Origin of the sequence: Actinomyces sp. HMSC075C01 (genome assembly GCF_001812965.1) — a bacterium.
GTDB lineage: Bacteria > Actinomycetota > Actinomycetes > Actinomycetales > Actinomycetaceae > Actinomyces > Actinomyces acetigenes.
In genome coordinates this window covers 39,057-53,914 of sequence record NZ_KV810978.1, presented here as the reverse complement: position 1 = coordinate 53,914, position 14,858 = coordinate 39,057, and the positions used below count along the sequence as shown (strand labels likewise).

Annotated in this window: 12 protein-coding genes; 8 read left to right on the top strand and 4 right to left on the bottom strand. The window is 67.5% G+C overall.

What is annotated here, in order from left to right; translation table 11 throughout:
• Positions 1-623, top strand: a 623-nt coding sequence (locus tag HMPREF2883_RS04575) for an LPXTG cell wall anchor domain-containing protein (RefSeq protein WP_141759030.1), incomplete at its 5' end; no start/stop codon positions are given.
• Between the two features lie 193 nt (positions 624-816).
• Positions 817-3,417: an aminopeptidase N gene (pepN, locus tag HMPREF2883_RS04570; RefSeq protein ID WP_070659185.1), complete on the top strand. Its 2,601-nt coding sequence runs from the start codon at positions 817-819 to the stop codon at positions 3,415-3,417.
• A 120-nt stretch (positions 3,418-3,537) separates the two neighbouring features.
• Here the strand turns inward: pepN and HMPREF2883_RS04565 are convergent, their stop codons facing one another.
• Positions 3,538-4,986, bottom strand: coding sequence for a PTS transporter subunit EIIC (locus HMPREF2883_RS04565; RefSeq protein WP_070659184.1), 1,449 nt, complete (start codon positions 4,984-4,986; stop codon positions 3,538-3,540).
• 260 nt (positions 4,987-5,246) lie between these two features.
• Between HMPREF2883_RS04565 and HMPREF2883_RS04560 the strand changes: the two genes are divergently transcribed.
• The 3 genes from HMPREF2883_RS04560 (at position 5,247) to HMPREF2883_RS04550 (ending at position 6,872) form a co-directional block, all read left to right on the top strand.
• Positions 5,247-5,990 (top strand): GntR family transcriptional regulator, encoded by a 744-nt coding sequence (locus HMPREF2883_RS04560; protein WP_070659183.1) that lies wholly within the window; start codon positions 5,247-5,249, stop codon positions 5,988-5,990.
• Between the two features lie 193 nt (positions 5,991-6,183).
• Complete coding sequence (locus HMPREF2883_RS04555; protein WP_070659182.1) at positions 6,184-6,414, top strand: PTS sugar transporter subunit IIB; 231 nt, start codon at positions 6,184-6,186, stop codon at positions 6,412-6,414.
• Entirely contained in the window at positions 6,411-6,872 is a 462-nt protein-coding gene (locus tag HMPREF2883_RS04550) for a PTS sugar transporter subunit IIA (protein WP_070659181.1), read from the top strand. The genes HMPREF2883_RS04555 and HMPREF2883_RS04550 overlap by 4 nt, the downstream gene beginning before the upstream one ends.
• A gap of 143 nt (positions 6,873-7,015) precedes the next feature.
• Here the strand turns inward: HMPREF2883_RS04550 and malQ are convergent, their stop codons facing one another.
• Both malQ and HMPREF2883_RS04540 read right to left on the bottom strand, forming a co-directional pair.
• Positions 7,016-9,229, bottom strand: coding sequence for a 4-alpha-glucanotransferase (malQ, locus tag HMPREF2883_RS04545; RefSeq protein ID WP_070659180.1), 2,214 nt, complete (start codon positions 9,227-9,229; stop codon positions 7,016-7,018).
• A 436-nt stretch (positions 9,230-9,665) separates the two neighbouring features.
• Positions 9,666-9,926: a PTS sugar transporter subunit IIB gene (locus HMPREF2883_RS04540; protein WP_256277323.1), complete on the bottom strand. Its 261-nt coding sequence runs from the start codon at positions 9,924-9,926 to the stop codon at positions 9,666-9,668.
• A gap of 353 nt (positions 9,927-10,279) precedes the next feature.
• Here HMPREF2883_RS04540 and ptsP point away from each other — a divergent pair, with 353 nt between their 5' ends.
• The 3 genes from ptsP to HMPREF2883_RS04525 all read left to right on the top strand — a co-directional run bounded on the left by ptsP (position 10,280) and on the right by HMPREF2883_RS04525 (position 13,746).
• Entirely contained in the window at positions 10,280-11,977 is a 1,698-nt protein-coding gene (ptsP, locus tag HMPREF2883_RS04535; RefSeq protein ID WP_070659178.1) for a phosphoenolpyruvate--protein phosphotransferase, read from the top strand.
• A complete protein-coding gene (locus HMPREF2883_RS04530; RefSeq protein ID WP_070659177.1) occupies positions 11,974-12,954 on the top strand; it encodes an acyl-CoA thioesterase in 981 nt (326 codons plus the stop codon). Before ptsP ends, HMPREF2883_RS04530 begins: the two co-directional genes overlap by 4 nt.
• Before the next feature lie 126 nt (positions 12,955-13,080).
• Positions 13,081-13,746, top strand: coding sequence for an alpha/beta fold hydrolase (locus tag HMPREF2883_RS04525; protein ID WP_256277322.1), 666 nt, complete (start codon positions 13,081-13,083; stop codon positions 13,744-13,746).
• A 346-nt stretch (positions 13,747-14,092) separates the two neighbouring features.
• Here the strand turns inward: HMPREF2883_RS04525 and HMPREF2883_RS04520 are convergent, their stop codons facing one another.
• Positions 14,093-14,797 carry a M23 family metallopeptidase gene (locus HMPREF2883_RS04520; RefSeq protein ID WP_070659176.1) on the bottom strand — a complete coding sequence of 235 codons (705 nt, stop codon included), beginning with the start codon at positions 14,795-14,797 and terminating at the stop codon, positions 14,093-14,095.
• Positions 14,798-14,858 lie beyond the last annotated feature (61 nt).

The window sequence follows — 14,858 nt, the reverse complement described above, 5'->3', positions numbered from 1 at the left end:
AGCAGGCCGGAGGCGACAAGACCACCGAGCAGAAGGCCAGCGAGCAGAAGACCACCGAGAACAACGGTGGCGGTGACAAGACCACCGAACAGAAGACCACCGAGCGTTCCACCTCCGAGCGTCAGAACTCGGAGCAAAACACCACCGATCGCTCGACCTCCGAGCGTCAGAGCACTGAACAGAAGACCACTGAGCAGAACACCACTGAGCGCTCGGCTTCTGAGAACAACGGTGGCGGCAACAAGCAGGCCGGCGGTGACAAGACCACCGAGCAGAAGGCCAGCGAGCAGAAGACCACCGAGAACAACGGTGGCGGCAACAACGGCGGAAGCAACAGCAACGCCAACGCCGGAAACAAGCAGACCGGTGGCGACAAGCAGACCGGTGGCGACAAGCAGGCCAACGCCGGCGACAACAAGGCCGGGGCCGACAAGGGCAGCAACCTGAGCTCGAACGCCAAGGAGTCCTCCTCGGACAACCGGGCCGGCGGCGAGACCGCCAAGGACAGCGACGAGTCTCTGGCCCACACCGGTGCCAACGGCATGGTCTTCGGCGGAATCGCCGCATTCCTGGTCGTAGCCGGAGGCGCTGCCCTGGTGGTGCGTCGGCGCAACAAGGCCTGAACCGGTTGTGACCTGATCCGCTGACGTTCCCCAAGCCGCGGGAACAGCCTCTGCGCCGGGGGACGACACGCGACGTGTCGTCCCCCGGCGCCGTTGTGCGGCGCTTCAGGCACTGCCGGTGTCGATCCGAAGGTGAGACAATCACCCGGCGCACCCTCATTGGGCAGCGCATCCCTCTCAGACAGGAGTTCTTATGCCCGGTCAGAACCTGACTCGCCTTGAGGCCGCCGAGCGCAGCGCAGCCGTACAGACCCAGAGCTACGACGTCGTCCTCGACCTCACGCGCGGTGAGACGGTCTTCGGCTCCACCACCACGGCACGCTTCACGGCCACACCGGGTTCCTCCACCTTTATCGACCTCGTCGCACCGACGGTCCACTCCATCACCCTCAACGGGCTCCCGCTTGACCCCGCCGAGGTTTACACGGACTCGCGCATCGCGTTGAAGGATCTGGCCGCGGACAATGAGCTGGTCGTCGTCGCCGACTGCGCCTACATGCACACCGGAGAGGGGCTGCACCGCTTCACCGACCCGGCCGACGGCGAGACCTATCTCTACAGCCAGTTCGAGGTCCCCGACTCCCGGCGGGTATTCGCGGTCTTCGAGCAGCCCGATCTCAAGGCCTCCTTCACCTTCACGGTCACCGCGCCGTCGAGCTGGACGGTGCTGTCCAACTCCCCCACTCCTGAGCCGGTTCCCGCCGAGGCCTCCGACGGCTCAGGAGACGCCCACACCTTCGTCTTCGCCCCCACCGAGCCGATGAGCTCCTACGTCACGGCCATCGTCGCCGGGCCTTACGTCGGTGCGACCGACGAGTACGTGGCCGACGACGGACGCAGCGTGCTACTGGGGGTCTACTGCCGTAAGAGCCTGGTCGAGCACATGGACTCAGAAGAGATCCTGGACCTGACCAAACGAGGCTTCGCCTACTACGAGGACCTGTTCGCCACCCCCTACGCCTTCACCAAGTACGACCAGGTCTTCGTCCCCGAGTTCAACGCCGGAGCGATGGAGAACGCCGGCTGCGTCACCCACCGTGACGACTACATCTTCCGTTCCAGACCCGTCGAGGCCCGCGTGGAGCGGCGCGCCGTGACGATCCTGCACGAGCTGGCCCACATGTGGTTCGGGGACATGGTCACCATGACCTGGTGGAACGACCTGTGGCTCAACGAGTCCTTCGCCGAGTACACCTCCACCCTGGCCACCGCCGAGGTCACCCGCTGGAACCAGGCCTGGACAACCTTCCAGACCCTGGAGAAGGGGTGGGCCTACAACCAGGACCAGCTGTCCTCCACCCACCCCGTGGCCGCGGAGATCCACGACCTTCACGATGTCGAGGTCAACTTCGACGGCATCACCTACGCCAAGGGGGCCTCGGTCCTAGCCGCGCTCGTGGGCTACGTGGGCAGGGAGAACTTCTTCGCCGGCATCCAGCGCTACCTGGCGGCGCACGCCTACGCCAACGCCGAGCTGAGCGACCTGCTCCGTGAGCTGGAGGCGGTCTCGGGACGCGACCTGAGTACCTGGACCCGCCTGTGGCTCCAGGAGGCCGGCGTGACGACCCTGCGCACGCAGCTGGCCACCGACGCCGACGGCCTCATCACCCGGGCCACCGTCCTTCAGGAGATCCCCGCCGACTCACCGGCCTCGCTGCGCCCGCACCGGGTGGTGATCGGCTGCTACACCCTGACCGGCCAGGGCGCGAAGGCGAGCCTGGAGCGCACCAACCGCATCGAGCTCGACGTCGACGGTGAGCTGACCGAGGTGCCTGAGCTGGTCGGCGCCAAGCGGGCGGATGTCCTCGTCCTCAACGACGACGACCTCACCTATGCCAAGGTCCGCCTCGATGAGGACTCACTGTCCTTCGGGCTCGAGCACATCGAGTCCTTCACCGAGTCCCTGCCGCGCTCGATCGTCCTGGCCTCGGCCTGGGACATGGTGCGCGACGGCGAGCTCGCCGCCTCCCGATTCCTCGACGCGGCGCTGCGGGCACTGGGCGTGGAGGAGCACTCCTCGGTCGTCCAAGGGCTGCTGGGGCGCGTCACGACCTGCCTGTCGGGTTTCCTGCCCCCGGCCGTGCGCCGGGATCTGGCTCCGGGAACGGCCGACCGGCTACTGGAGCTGGCGCGGGCGGCCCAGGCCAGAAGCGACAAGCAGCTCCAGCTGGTTCGGGCGCTGGCCGCTCACGCCGTCACCGATGAGCAGCTCGACGTCGTCACCGGTCTTCTGGAGGGGAGCGAGACTCTTGGCGGTCTCGACATCGACCAGGACCTGCGCTGGGACCTGCTGATCGGTCTGGTGGCCGCCGGCCGCAGCGGGGAGGAGCAGATCCGCACCGAGGAGGCCCGGGACCGCACCACCACAGGACGTGAGCGCGCCGCGGAGGCCCGCGCATCGATTCCGACCCCGGAGGCGAAGCGGGCCACCTGGCGGGCCCTCGTCGACGACGCCTCCATGCCCAATGAGACCCAGGTGCGCGTCCTGCGGGGCCTGACCAATGTCGAGCGCCACCCCGAGCTGCTGGCTCCCTTCGTGGGGGCGTATGTGGAGGCCATCGACTCGGTGTGGTCCTCACGCACCTTCCACATGGCCGAGAACCTGCTGACGGGGCTGTGGTCCTGCGCCACGGTTGGCCTGAAGGGCGCTGATGACCCGGCCGCCGCCCTGGGGGGCTGGTTGGAGTCCCACGCCCAGGCCCCGGCCGCGCTGCGACGGATCGTGCGCGAGAACCTCGATGACACGCTGCGGGTGGCCAGGGCGCAGGCCGCTGAGAGCCAGAGCAGGCAGTAGCCGCGCCGCACTGCGGCCCTCAGCGGGCTCAGGATGAGGCAATGAGCTGGGGCCGAGCGCATGACGCGCTCGGCCCCATCTCGTGAGGTGCCGGCCCCGACATCCCGGCACCGGCATCGCTCAGCGCCGGGATGACTCCGCAGACTTCTTGCCCGTGGACTTGGCGGCGGCGGCCTGCGCAGCGGCGAAGGCGTCGACGTCGTCGTCCTCGCGCCCGGGGGTCTTGAAGTCGAACTTGACGATGAGGAACCTGAAGAGGAAGTAGTAGATGACGGCGTAGACCAGCCCCATGATGAGGATCATGAGCGGGCCACGCACCACCCCACCGGAGAGCTCGGCGGACTTGCCGAAGTTGAGCAGGTAGTCGATCGCGCCTGCGGAGAAGGAGAAGCCGTCCTTGGCGCCCAGCAGGTTGGCGACGGCCAGGGAGGAGCCGGTCAGCACCGCGTGGACGGCGTAGATCGGGAAGGCCACGTAGGCGAAGGCGTACTCGAGGGGCTCGGTGATGCCGGTGATGAAGGCGGTCAGGGCCACCGAGATCATGAGGGCGCCGGTCGCCTTGCGCTTGGCGGGCTTGGCCGTGTGCCAGATGGCCAGGGCGGCGGCGGGCAGCGCGAACATCATGATCGGGAAGAATCCGGTCATGAAGCCCCCGGTCCACGAGTTCGAGCCGTCCACACCCTGGAAGAAGCAGGTGAGGTCACCGTGCGCAGTACCGCCCGAGGCCGTCTGGCAGGAGCCGAGCTGGAACCAGGGCACGGAGTTGAGCAGGTGGTGCAGACCGAAGGGGATGAGCAGCCGGTTGACGGTACCGAAGACGAAGACCGCCAGGGCGCCGGCGATGCCCTTGGAGTTCCCGGCATTGATGAGCCAGCCGCCGAGCTGTTCGTTGATGAGCCAGTTGAAGGCCGGGTAGAGCGCCGACATGACCAGGGCGATGACAAGCGCGGCGCCGGAGGTGACGATGGGGACGAAGCGGCGTCCGCCGAAGAAAGCCAGCCAGTCGGGCAGCTTGACGCGGTAGTAGCGCTGCCAGAGCAGAGCGGCGACGATGCCGATGACGATACCGCCCAGGACCCCGTAGTTGATGGGAGTCTGGGTGGGGATGTCACAGAGCTTGACTCCCTGGTTCCAGGGGCCGACCTGTGCGATCTCACCCTTGGCGGGATCGAAGGAGTGGAGGCAGTCCAGGGCCTCCTTGCTCAGGGGTGCGGGCTCGCCCATGATGATGGGGGACATGGTCCAGGTGACTGCCCGGTAGACGAGGAAGCCGAACAGTGCGGCCACTCCGGTGGAGCCGTCGGCCTTCTTGGCGAAACCCACGGCGACGCCGACGGCGAAGATGAGGGGCAGGTTATCGAAGACCGCTCCACCGGCCGCGGCGAAGATGTCTGCGACAGGCTGCAACCAGGACAGCTTCGAGGCGAGCCCCTCGGCCCCCAGCATATCCGCCTGCCCCAGACGCAGCAGCAGACCCGCCGCCGGAAGCGTGGCAATGGGCAGCATCAGGGATCTCCCCAGACGCTGAGCAAGGGCGAAGGCGCCGCCCGTCTTCTTCTTGTCTGACATGAGTGTTCTCCAGTTCAGGATCGCGCGGCTGCACTGCCGCGTCAGAGATAGCCACCGTGACGGTGGTAGTCGGGACGGATCGACACCGAACACGTCTGGACCAGTGCTACCAGAAAAACCGATATACTCTTCAATGTCAAGCGCGGGACGCACTCGTCGGCCATAATGATATGAAAATCGATACGACGGAGCGGAAGCAGTGGTCGCAGGCACACCCCTTCTCCTGGCCGCCTCCACCCGCTGTCAACCAGGGGAGTCCCATGCCCAAAAACGCAGGTAAGAAGCCGGCAAAGTACGTCATCGTGCGCAATCACCTGCTGGACCTGGTCAGGAACGGTCTCGCCACCGGCAGCCCGGTGCCCTCCGAGCGCGAGCTGTGCGAGCAGTTCGAGGTTTCCCGCATGACCGTGCGCCAAGCCATCGACACCCTCGTCGTTGACGGTGTCCTGGAGCGCCACCAGGGCAAGGGAACGTTCGTGGCGCCCCCGAAGCTTGACCTGCAGGTCCGGCTGACCTCCTTCACCCAGGAGATGCAACGCCGCGGGATGGAGCCCGGCGTCGTCATGCTGCAGGCCAAGACCATCGCCTCCAGTGAGACCGTGGCGGAGGCGCTCGAGCTCGAGGCCGGGGCCGAGGTCCATCACCTGCGTCGCCTACTGACAGCCAACGCCATCCCCATGGCGATCGAGGAGAACTGGATTCCCGCAGCACTCCTACCCAATCTGTTGCGCACCAACCCTAACTTCTCGGTCTACGCCGAGCTGACCCAGGCCGACCTGGCGCCGCAGTGGGGTGAGGACGTGATCGAGGCCCACGCGGCCACGGCCCAGGAAGCAGCGCTGCTCTCCGTCCAGGAGGGAGCCCCGACGCTGGACATCACCCGGCGCACCTTCCACGAGCACTGTGCCATCGACTACTCGCGCACCCTGTTCCGCGCCGACCGCTACACCCTGTGGGTCCCGGTGGCCGCCCCCAAACCCGCCTTCCGCCCCGACCGCTCGTAGCCTAATTGGGCTGTTGCAGGTCAGTACTGGACAACCTCCAAGCGCCCTGTACCATGGGGTACTGGTATGGACCATTAGTCCGGTACCGGCGAAGGTGCCGCACCTGACTGCACCTCCCCCGCGTCCTGACGCCTCATCTCGGCACCATCACCCACCGAGCCCGGCACACCCCGGGCAGACCCAGGAGGAACCCATGTCTCAGGCACAGAGCATCGTCGACGCCCTCGGAGGATTCGACAATATCGTGGAGATCGAGCCCTGCATCACGCGGCTGCGCTGCGAGCTGGAGGACGGTTCCCTCGTGGACGAGGCGGCCCTGAAGGCCGCGGGAGCGCACGGGGTCGTCAAGCTCGGCGATATCGTGCAGGTCGTGGTCGGCCCCAACGCAGACACGATCGCAGAGGATATCGAGGACCTGCGGTGAGCCTGACTGTCCAGTCGCCGGTATCCGGCGTCGTCGTCGCCCTCAGCGATGTTCCCGACCCCGTCTTCTCCGGCAAGATCGTCGGCCCCGGGGTGGCCATCACCCCGGACCCCGCTGGCGGGGGCGAGGTCAGCGCCCTGGCACCGATCAGCGGAACCGTCATGAAGATCCACCCCCACGCCTACGTCATCACCAACGATGACGGCCGCAGCGTCCTGGTCCACCTGGGGCTGGACACCGTGAGTCTGGGGGGCAGCGGCTTCACTCTCTGGGCCGATGAGGGGCAGAGAGTCGAAGCGGGCAGCCCCATCATCAGCTGGTCCCCCGCTCAGATCGAGGCCGGTGGGCTCAACCCGATCGTCCCGGTCATCGCTCTGGAGGGCGATGAGTCCGACCTGGAGCCGGTGTCTCCCGACCGCACAGTCGCAGCCGGCGACACGCTCATGACCTGGGCGTAGACCCGAACGCGGGTCCGGTTCCATCGGGCCTCGCCCGCAACAACGTGTGGTCCCGGCCGCCAGTACGACGGCCGGGACCACAGCATCTCAGCAGTTCACCCGACTCCGGCCCGCCCGATCCGGCGGGCGCTGACCGAGTGACATCAGTCCTGAGAAGCCATCTCGTCGCGTACGGCGCTCAGCAGGCTGCCCAGGCGTGCGTTCTCGGGCAGGTCGTCGACCAGGACGACCTCGCCCGCGCCGTCGGCCAGAGGGATCCGCCAGTTGGGGTACTCCTGGTCGGTGCCGGGCTGGTTCTGAGCGCGCCGCTCCCCCACGCCGTCAACCAGGGCGACGCCGACCAGGACCGAGGGAGTGCGCACCACGTAACGGTGCAGGGCCTCCACGACCTGACGCTCGGTGGGGGCGTCCCCCAGCAGGCCGTGCTCGCGCAGTCGGGCGGTCATCCGGTCGCGCTCGATGCGCGCCTCGGTGCGCACCTGCTCGACCGGCTCCGTGAGCAGGCCGAGGCGCTCACGCAGATCGACGTGCTCGTCAGCCAGGTAACCGGCAGTCGGGGGAAGATCATGGGTGTTGACCGTGGACAGGGCGAGCCTGCGGTAGTCCTGAGGCTGGAGGGGCCAGCCGTCGTGCTGCTTCTCGAACCACAGGACGCTGGTTCCCAGCACACCACGACTGGCCAGGTAGTCGCGCGCCCAGGGCTCCACGGTCCCCAGGTCCTCACCGATGACGACGGCACCGGCCCGGTATGCCTCCAGGAGCACGACGCCGAGCATGGCCTCATGGTCGTAACGCACGTAGGCGCCGTGGTCCGCCCCCATACCCTCAGGGATCCACCACAGGCGGAACAGGCCGATGATGTGGTCCACGCGCAGCGCGCCGGCGTGGCGCAGGACTGTGCGCACCATGTCACGCAGGGGGGCGTAGGCGCTGCGCACCAGGTACTGAGGGTTCCACGGCGGCTGGGACCAGTTCTGCCCCTGCTGGTTGTACATGTCCGGCGGAGCCCCCACGGTGACTCCGGAGGCGAAGGCCTCCGGGTTGGACCACACGTCAGCTCCCTGCGAGTGCACTCCCACCGCGAGGTCATCCATGATGCCCAGGGCCATCCCCGAAGCCAGAGCCTCAGCCTGGGCACGGGCCAGCTGCTCGTCGACGATCCACTGCAGCCAGGCGAAGAAGTCGATGCGCTCGGCCAGCTGGTGCGCCTCGTTGGCGACGTAGGCGGAGTCCGCCTCCCGCAGCGTGGCGGGCCAGGTGTCCAGGGGCCCGTGCTTCTCCACCAGCGCGCTCCACAGGGCGAAGCGCTCCAGTCCCTCGCCCTGCTCAGCACGGAAACGCTCGAAGTCCCGCTGGCGGGAGTAGGAGCGACCGGCCGCGAAGATGACCTCGAGGGCCTCGCGCTTGGCCTTCCACGCCGCGTCGCGGTCGATCGGCTCGGCGCTGAGGTCACTGTCCTTGACCTCCTCGAAGGCCCACTGCACCAGCGAGCGCTTGGGGCCGGACAGGCGGGCCACTTCGGGGATGTTCTCCGGCCGGATGTAGAGGGGGTTGACGAAGCGGCGCGTCACCGGCAAGTAAGGTGAGCAGGTCATCGGCGCCACCGGCTCAGCCGCGTGCAGCGGGTTGATGAGCAGGAAGTCGGCCCCCTGGTCCCCCAGAAAGGCGGCGAGCTCGGTGAGGTCGTCGGTGTCACCGGTCCCCCACGACCCGCGCGAGCGGGTCGAGTACAGCTGGGCCATGACTCCCCAGCCTCGATCGCCGAGAGACTCGGGCAGATCAAGGTGGTTGGGGGTGACCGCCAGCGCCGAGGTCACGGTGATGGTCTCCGCCTCGCCGTCGGCGGGCGCCGCGGCATGAGCCCCCTGCGGGGCCGCCTGGTCAGTGGAGCCGGGGCTGACCTCGGCGATGAGGCGGTGCCACCCCAGGGGCAGATCGGCTCCGAGGATGAAGGAGGCGCGGCCGCGCTTGACGCCGTCCACCTCCCGGGGCACGGTCCAGTCCTCAGTCTGAGTCAGCTCACGGACCTCCCCATCCTCGAGCTCGACGCGCACCCGCACCTTGGCGCCGTCGGGCACGTAGACGGGGACGGTGGACTCCACACCGCCGCGCGTGACGACTGTGGGGGCAAGCGCCTGCCGCCAAGGGGCGTCCTCGACCTCTCGCAGAGCGCGCCCGATCTCCTCCTCGGAATGGGTGTTCACCCCTAACGCGGCTAGTACGGCCCTGAGAGTGGCGCTTGAGGGAGAGGCAAGGTTGCCGTGATAGTCCCAGTACTCGGTGGAGACACCGTGCGCCTCAGCCAGTTGCTTGAGGCTCTCGGAAGCAGGTAACAGGTCGTCGTTGAACTCGTTCATGTGCGTGGGTCAGCCTTGCGTGAGCAGATGTGCGATAGAGCGCCATGGAGCGGGCGTGGAGCAGGGTTGCCCTCCGCCATCACCCCTGGGGATGGATGGGTCGGATCGGAACGCGGGCGCTAGCAGGACTAGCAGTGTCCAAGTGTGCCCTAACGGCTGAGGGTTGTGCACCCGCCGCACCGTATCTCCTGACGTTTTGCTGCAACTGTTTCACCATGAGGCCGCACGATGGCGCCACTACCGATGAGCAGCTCGGGGAACGCGTGCCCAAGACCCCACAGCCGGTCGGCAGGCGGCTGACCAGACGGCGAGACCGGGGGTCCCGCTGCCGGCATGCGCCCGACCGCCGTGCGGGCGAAGGCAGATCGCCCGGCTCCATGCTGAAGGCACTGGAGCCGGGCGACCATGCAGACCGTCCGGGAACGGAGGCGATCAGTCAGAGAGCTGCGATCTCTGAGGCGAGGTTGTCCGCCGTGGGCCCCACGACGACCTGGACGACGCGGCCCGAACGCACCACGCCGAAGGCACCGGCCGCTCGCAGCGCCTCCTCATCAACCTTCGTCTGATCGGTTACCTCGACGCGCAGGCGCGTGATGCACGGCTCGAGGTCGGTGATGTTCTCCTGGCCGCCGAGACCGGCGACGATGTCTGATGCAGTACTCATGGCTTCTCCTTCCCGGTTCCCGTCCTCGTGCAATCCCCGTCTGTCATGCGCGTGGTCGGGCAGCTGAGGTCCTTCGTGCTCACGATCACTTTATCCCACCTCCGCGGGTTCCGCGGCGAAGAGCTCCGGTCGGCAGGAAGACGCACGTGCACGGAAGCCGCGGGCGCCTGCCGCACGGGAGACGGCAGCGGACGGCAGCGGACGGCAGCGCCGGAGAACCTTCCTCGCATGACGGCGCTCACTCACGTAACCTTACGAGAACGCGATAGATGCCTCGACGCCGCCGCAGAGGAGATCGTTATTCCCCTGGCGGAAATGTCTCTTTCCGACCACATTCGGGGCACAATGAGCGATGATCCCCATTCGTCTCCGATGAGGAGCACCACATGACAGTGTCCGACACCACCTCCACAACCCTGTCCGGCATCGGTGTGAGCCCTGGCCTTGTGGCCGGCCCCGTCGCCAGGATGGCACCTCCCATTCCTGAGCCCGAGATCGCGACCCTCGAGCCCAGTCGCGACATCGAGAAGGAGTGCGAGCGCATCGCGCTGGCGGCCCAACGGGTCAAGAAGGGCCTGGAGCTGTCCGCGGCCGAGGCCAAGGCCGAGGCCCGAACCCTCCTTGAGACCACCGCGCAGATGGCCGCCGACCCCACCCTGACCTCAACGGCGCAGGCCATGGTGCGCGAGAAGCGCCTGGTCCCAGAGCGCGCCGTGTGGGAGTCGGCGGGAACGCTGGCCGCCATGCTGGAGTCCCTGGGCGGCTACATGGCCGAGCGCACCCGTGACGTCCAGGACGTCCGCGACCGCATCGTCGCCGTTCTGACCGAGTCCCCGATGCCGGGGATCCCCCGCCTGCCTGAGCCCTTCGTGCTCGTGGCGGCCGACCTCGCCCCGGCCGACACCGCGCTGCTGGACCCTGAGAAGGTCATCGCCTTCATCACCTCCGAGGGCGGCCCCACCTCCCACACCGCGATCCTGGCGCGCGCGCTGGGCATGCCGGCGATCGTCGGCACCGGCGAGAAGGTCACCGACGCGCTGTCCGACGGCGACATCGTCCTGGTTGACGGCACTAAGGGAAGCATCACCATCAACCCCTCCGAGGACGCTCTGCGCCGGGCGCGGGAGCTTGCCTCCCGCGTGCGCGTCTTCAACGGCGACGGAGCCACGAAGGACGGCCACGAGGTCCAGCTGCTGGCCAATGTCGGTGACGCAGCCGGCGCCCGTAGCGCCGCGGAGGCCGGAGCCATGGGCATCGGACTGTTCCGCACCGAGTTCTGCTTCCTGGACCAGCCTGAGGAGCCCACGGTGGAGGCTCAGGTGGAGGCCTACCAGGGAGTCCTGGAGGCGTTCCCCGGGAAGAAGGTCGTGGTCCGTACTCTCGACGCCGGCGCGGACAAGCCGTTGCCCTTCCTGACTGACGCCACCGAGGCCAACCCGGCGCTCGGAGTGCGCGCCTACCGCACGACGCGCCGCGACCCCGAGGTCCTGGATCACCAGCTCGAGGCGCTGGCCAAGGCCGAGGCCGCCACCGAGGCCAAGGTGTGGGTCATGGCCCCGATGATCTCCACGGCCGGGGAGGCCGAGGCCTTCACGCAGAAGGCCCGCTCCTACGGTCTGAAGACGGCCGGCATGATGATCGAGGTGCCCTCGGCCGCACTCATGGCCGACAAGCTCTTCGAGCACGCCGACTTCGCCTCCGTGGGCACCAACGACCTCACCCAGTACGTCATGGCGGCAGACCGCCTGCTGTCCTCGCTGGCGGATCTGTCCACGGCCTGGCAGCCGGCCGTTCTGCGTCTGATCAGTACCGCGTGCGAGGGGGCCTCCCACAGGGGACGTCCGGTGGGCGTGTGCGGTGAGGCCGCGGCGGACCCGGCACTGGCCGCCGTCCTCGTGGGGCTGGGAGTCGCCTCCCTGTCGATGACGGCACGCGCGCTACCGGATGTCGACGCCGTCCTGAAGTCCGTCACGCTCGCCGAGTGCCAGGAGCTGGCGAGGATCGCCCTGGACGCGGCGACGGCCGAGGACGCGCGCGCAGCAGTGCGCGCCAAGCTTCCGATCCTGGAGGAGCTCGGTCTGTGACAACCCCATACCCCGTCCCCGTCGCCACGGAGGAGCCCCTCGGGTCGGTGACCCGAATCCTCAGCCTGGCGACGGGTGACGGGGAGGATGTCTTCTCCGGGGGCTCCCTGCCCCAGCTCTCAGGGCGGGTCTACGGAGGTCAGGTAGTGGCCCAGGGCATGCTCGCCGCGGCCGCCACGGTGGAGGACGACGGTGACGGTGAACGCCTGCCGCACTCGGTCCACGCCTTCTTCATGAGGGGCGGGCAGCCCGATACGCCAATCACCTTCGCCGTCGAGCGCCTGCACGACGGGCGGTCCTTCTCCCAACGGCGCACCGCCGCCTCCCAGGAGGGCACGCCGATCCTGACGATGCTCACCTCCTTCCAGGAGGAGCAGGAGGGCGCTGACCTCCATGTCGCAGCCCCCTCAGTTCCGCGCCCTGAGGACTTAACGAGCGCGCTGGAGATCTTCCGCACCATCGACCATCCGGTGGCGCGTTTCCTGGGGCGCACGGCGGCCTTCGACCTCAGGCACGTGGAGGGCAATCTCTACCTGCGGCCCGCCAAGGAGCGTGCCAGCGGCCAGCACCTATGGATGCGCTCGCGCAGCCGCATCCCGGAGCAGACCTCCCAGACCGTGCACCGGGCGCTGCTGGCCTACGTGTGCGACCAGGTGATGCTGGAGCCGGTGCTGCGAAGCCAAGGACTGTCCTGGCGCAGCGAGGGCATGAGCCTGGCGACCCTCGACCACGCCCAGTGGTTCCACCGGGACGTGGACATGGGCGACTGGCTGCTCTACGTGCAGGACTCCCCCTCCTCACAGGGCGGCCGCGGCATGGCTCGCGCGCAGGTCTTCGACTCATCCGGCCGGCTGGTGTCGACCATCGCCCAGGAGGGCATGGTGCGCATGCCCGCTGCTTCTCAGTCCGACGGCGGTTCGGGACGTTGGCGGATCCGTATGGGCGAGGGCGACGACGGCAGTACCATCCCCGGCTGACGCCCTCCCTTCAGAAAGGCGCTCTGGACGTCGTTCTCTTCAGGGAGGTCGGAGTTCCCGACATTCTCGTGGCTTACGCCGAATGGAGCTGTTCACGGGATTCTGGTTCTGAAGGAGAGATGATCCATGAGCTGTGAGCCGGAGGAAGTCGTCCTTGACGGAGTTCCCGCCTTGAGGTGGGGGAAGCCCGGTGGGCGGGCCGTTGTCGGTGTGCACGGACAGTTCTCGAACAAGCGTGATCCCGTCATGGCGCGGTGCGGTGACGTGATTGCCTCGTGGGGCGACCAGCTGATCACTTTCGATCTGCCCGGCCACGGTGATCGTCAGGATGACAAGGCCTTCACCCCTATGGACGCGAGCCCCGAGGTGCGGGCGTTCGCACGGCTGGCCCGAAGCCAGTCCACCGAGGTCAGTCTGCTCGCGAACAGCATCGGGGCCTACTTCTCCTTGTGCGACACACCTGCCGGGACCTTCGAGCGCGCCTGGCTGGTCTCACCGCTTCTTGACCTCGAGTACTACATCCGAGACATGATGGCCGAGTACTCGGTGACCGATGAGCAGCTGGAGGCGCAGACCGTCATCCACACGCCTCGCGGGGTGCTCGATTGGCCCTACCTACGTTTCGTGGAGGAGCATCCCGCAAAGCTGGACACTCCCAGCTGGATGATTCGCGGCGACCAGGATGAAGTGGTCCCTCTGGACACCCTCAGCCGGTTCGTCGGCGCCCCCGGGGGTCGAACTCGTCCAGGTCGAGGGCGGCCAGCACTTCATTGGCCGGCCCCCGCATCTTGACACAGTGGTGGCGTGGTTCGAGGAACGCTATCCGGCTTAACAAGGGAGCATATGGTTCCCGCCATCTTCAGGAGGGCATGCCGTCGTGAGCGGCCATGGCGGCCTCGGAGTCCGATGTATGGGTCGGGGACTGCGTTCTCCGTCCAGGACGTACTTCTCCCCCATGCGACTGCTGCCGGATCTCAGAGGTTTGCAGGAGAACGCAGTCCTCGTCGGAGAAGTACGTCCCCGATCAGGAGCTGCGCGCTGTGCCGTAGGCCCGTCCCCCGCTTCTCGCCACGATCAGGTCCCAGCGCCCCGCGACCGGTCATCACGCCGGCTCCGAGGTTCATTCCGTGGCGTCACCTCAAGGCTGAGTGATGATCGAGCCCTGCTCGGGGCATGACTGCCGGCAAAGCTCCCAGGGAGCACCTTGCTGCGGGCTGCGTTGCCGGAACTCCTCAAACCGGAGCGGCACACCCTTCGCGGCATAAGCATCAGGGCTGTCCATGGCTTGAACGTGGAGATGAGGCTGCGTGGAGTTCCCGGAGTTACCGCATCTGCCGATCTGATCGCCGGCGCACACCCGCTCATCAGGAGACACCCGAACAGAGCCTCGCTGAAGGTGCACGAGCCCAACGTAGTATGGGCTTTCTGCGACCTGGATGATGACATGATTCCCGAGGACCGCAGTCAGTCCCCGCCGAATCCGCTGGGGCTGGGTCAATCCGTACGGGATGAGCGTCAGCATCGAGCGGCGCGCCTCGTGGTCGGGCTCGCCGTCGTGAACGGAGACCACGGTTCCCGCAACGGGCGAGTACAGGGGACGGCCGAAGGCGTGGAAGAGCTCTGGCGGTTCGGGGATGAAGAGCGCACGCAGGCTGCGTGCTGGAGCCGTGAGACCATCGTCGTCGACGGCGACGAAGTCAAACGCGTACGTGGTGGCGAACAGGTGAGTCCCATGGCTGGGAACGCGGCCTGTGGGGCTGCGCTCGGTCAGCCACTCACCCTCGAACGGGAGCCTCCCGATAACGCCGCCTTCGGGGATGAGCCCTAGGGTGTTCCTACTCATCACAACACCTTAAGTGCGATCGGCACCAACCGACAAGACGCGTGAACTCGCCGTCTGAAGC

Excerpts from the sequence above, each read along its gene's own strand:
- HMPREF2883_RS04525 (WP_256277322.1), top strand. The coding sequence starts at position 13,081 with ATGAGCTGTGAGCCGGAGGAAGTCGTCCTTGACGGAGTTCCCGCCTTG.
- HMPREF2883_RS04565 (WP_070659184.1), bottom strand. The coding sequence starts at position 4,986 with ATGTCAGACAAGAAGAAGACGGGCGGCGCCTTCGCCCTTGCTCAGCGT.
- HMPREF2883_RS04520 (WP_070659176.1), bottom strand. The coding sequence starts at position 14,797 with ATGAGTAGGAACACCCTAGGGCTCATCCCCGAAGGCGGCGTTATCGGG.
- malQ (WP_070659180.1), bottom strand. The coding sequence starts at position 9,229 with ATGAACGAGTTCAACGACGACCTGTTACCTGCTTCCGAGAGCCTCAAG.
- HMPREF2883_RS04560 (WP_070659183.1), top strand. The coding sequence starts at position 5,247 with ATGCCCAAAAACGCAGGTAAGAAGCCGGCAAAGTACGTCATCGTGCGC.
- ptsP (WP_070659178.1), top strand. The coding sequence starts at position 10,280 with ATGACAGTGTCCGACACCACCTCCACAACCCTGTCCGGCATCGGTGTG.
- pepN (WP_070659185.1), top strand. The coding sequence starts at position 817 with ATGCCCGGTCAGAACCTGACTCGCCTTGAGGCCGCCGAGCGCAGCGCA.
- HMPREF2883_RS04555 (WP_070659182.1), top strand. The coding sequence starts at position 6,184 with ATGTCTCAGGCACAGAGCATCGTCGACGCCCTCGGAGGATTCGACAAT.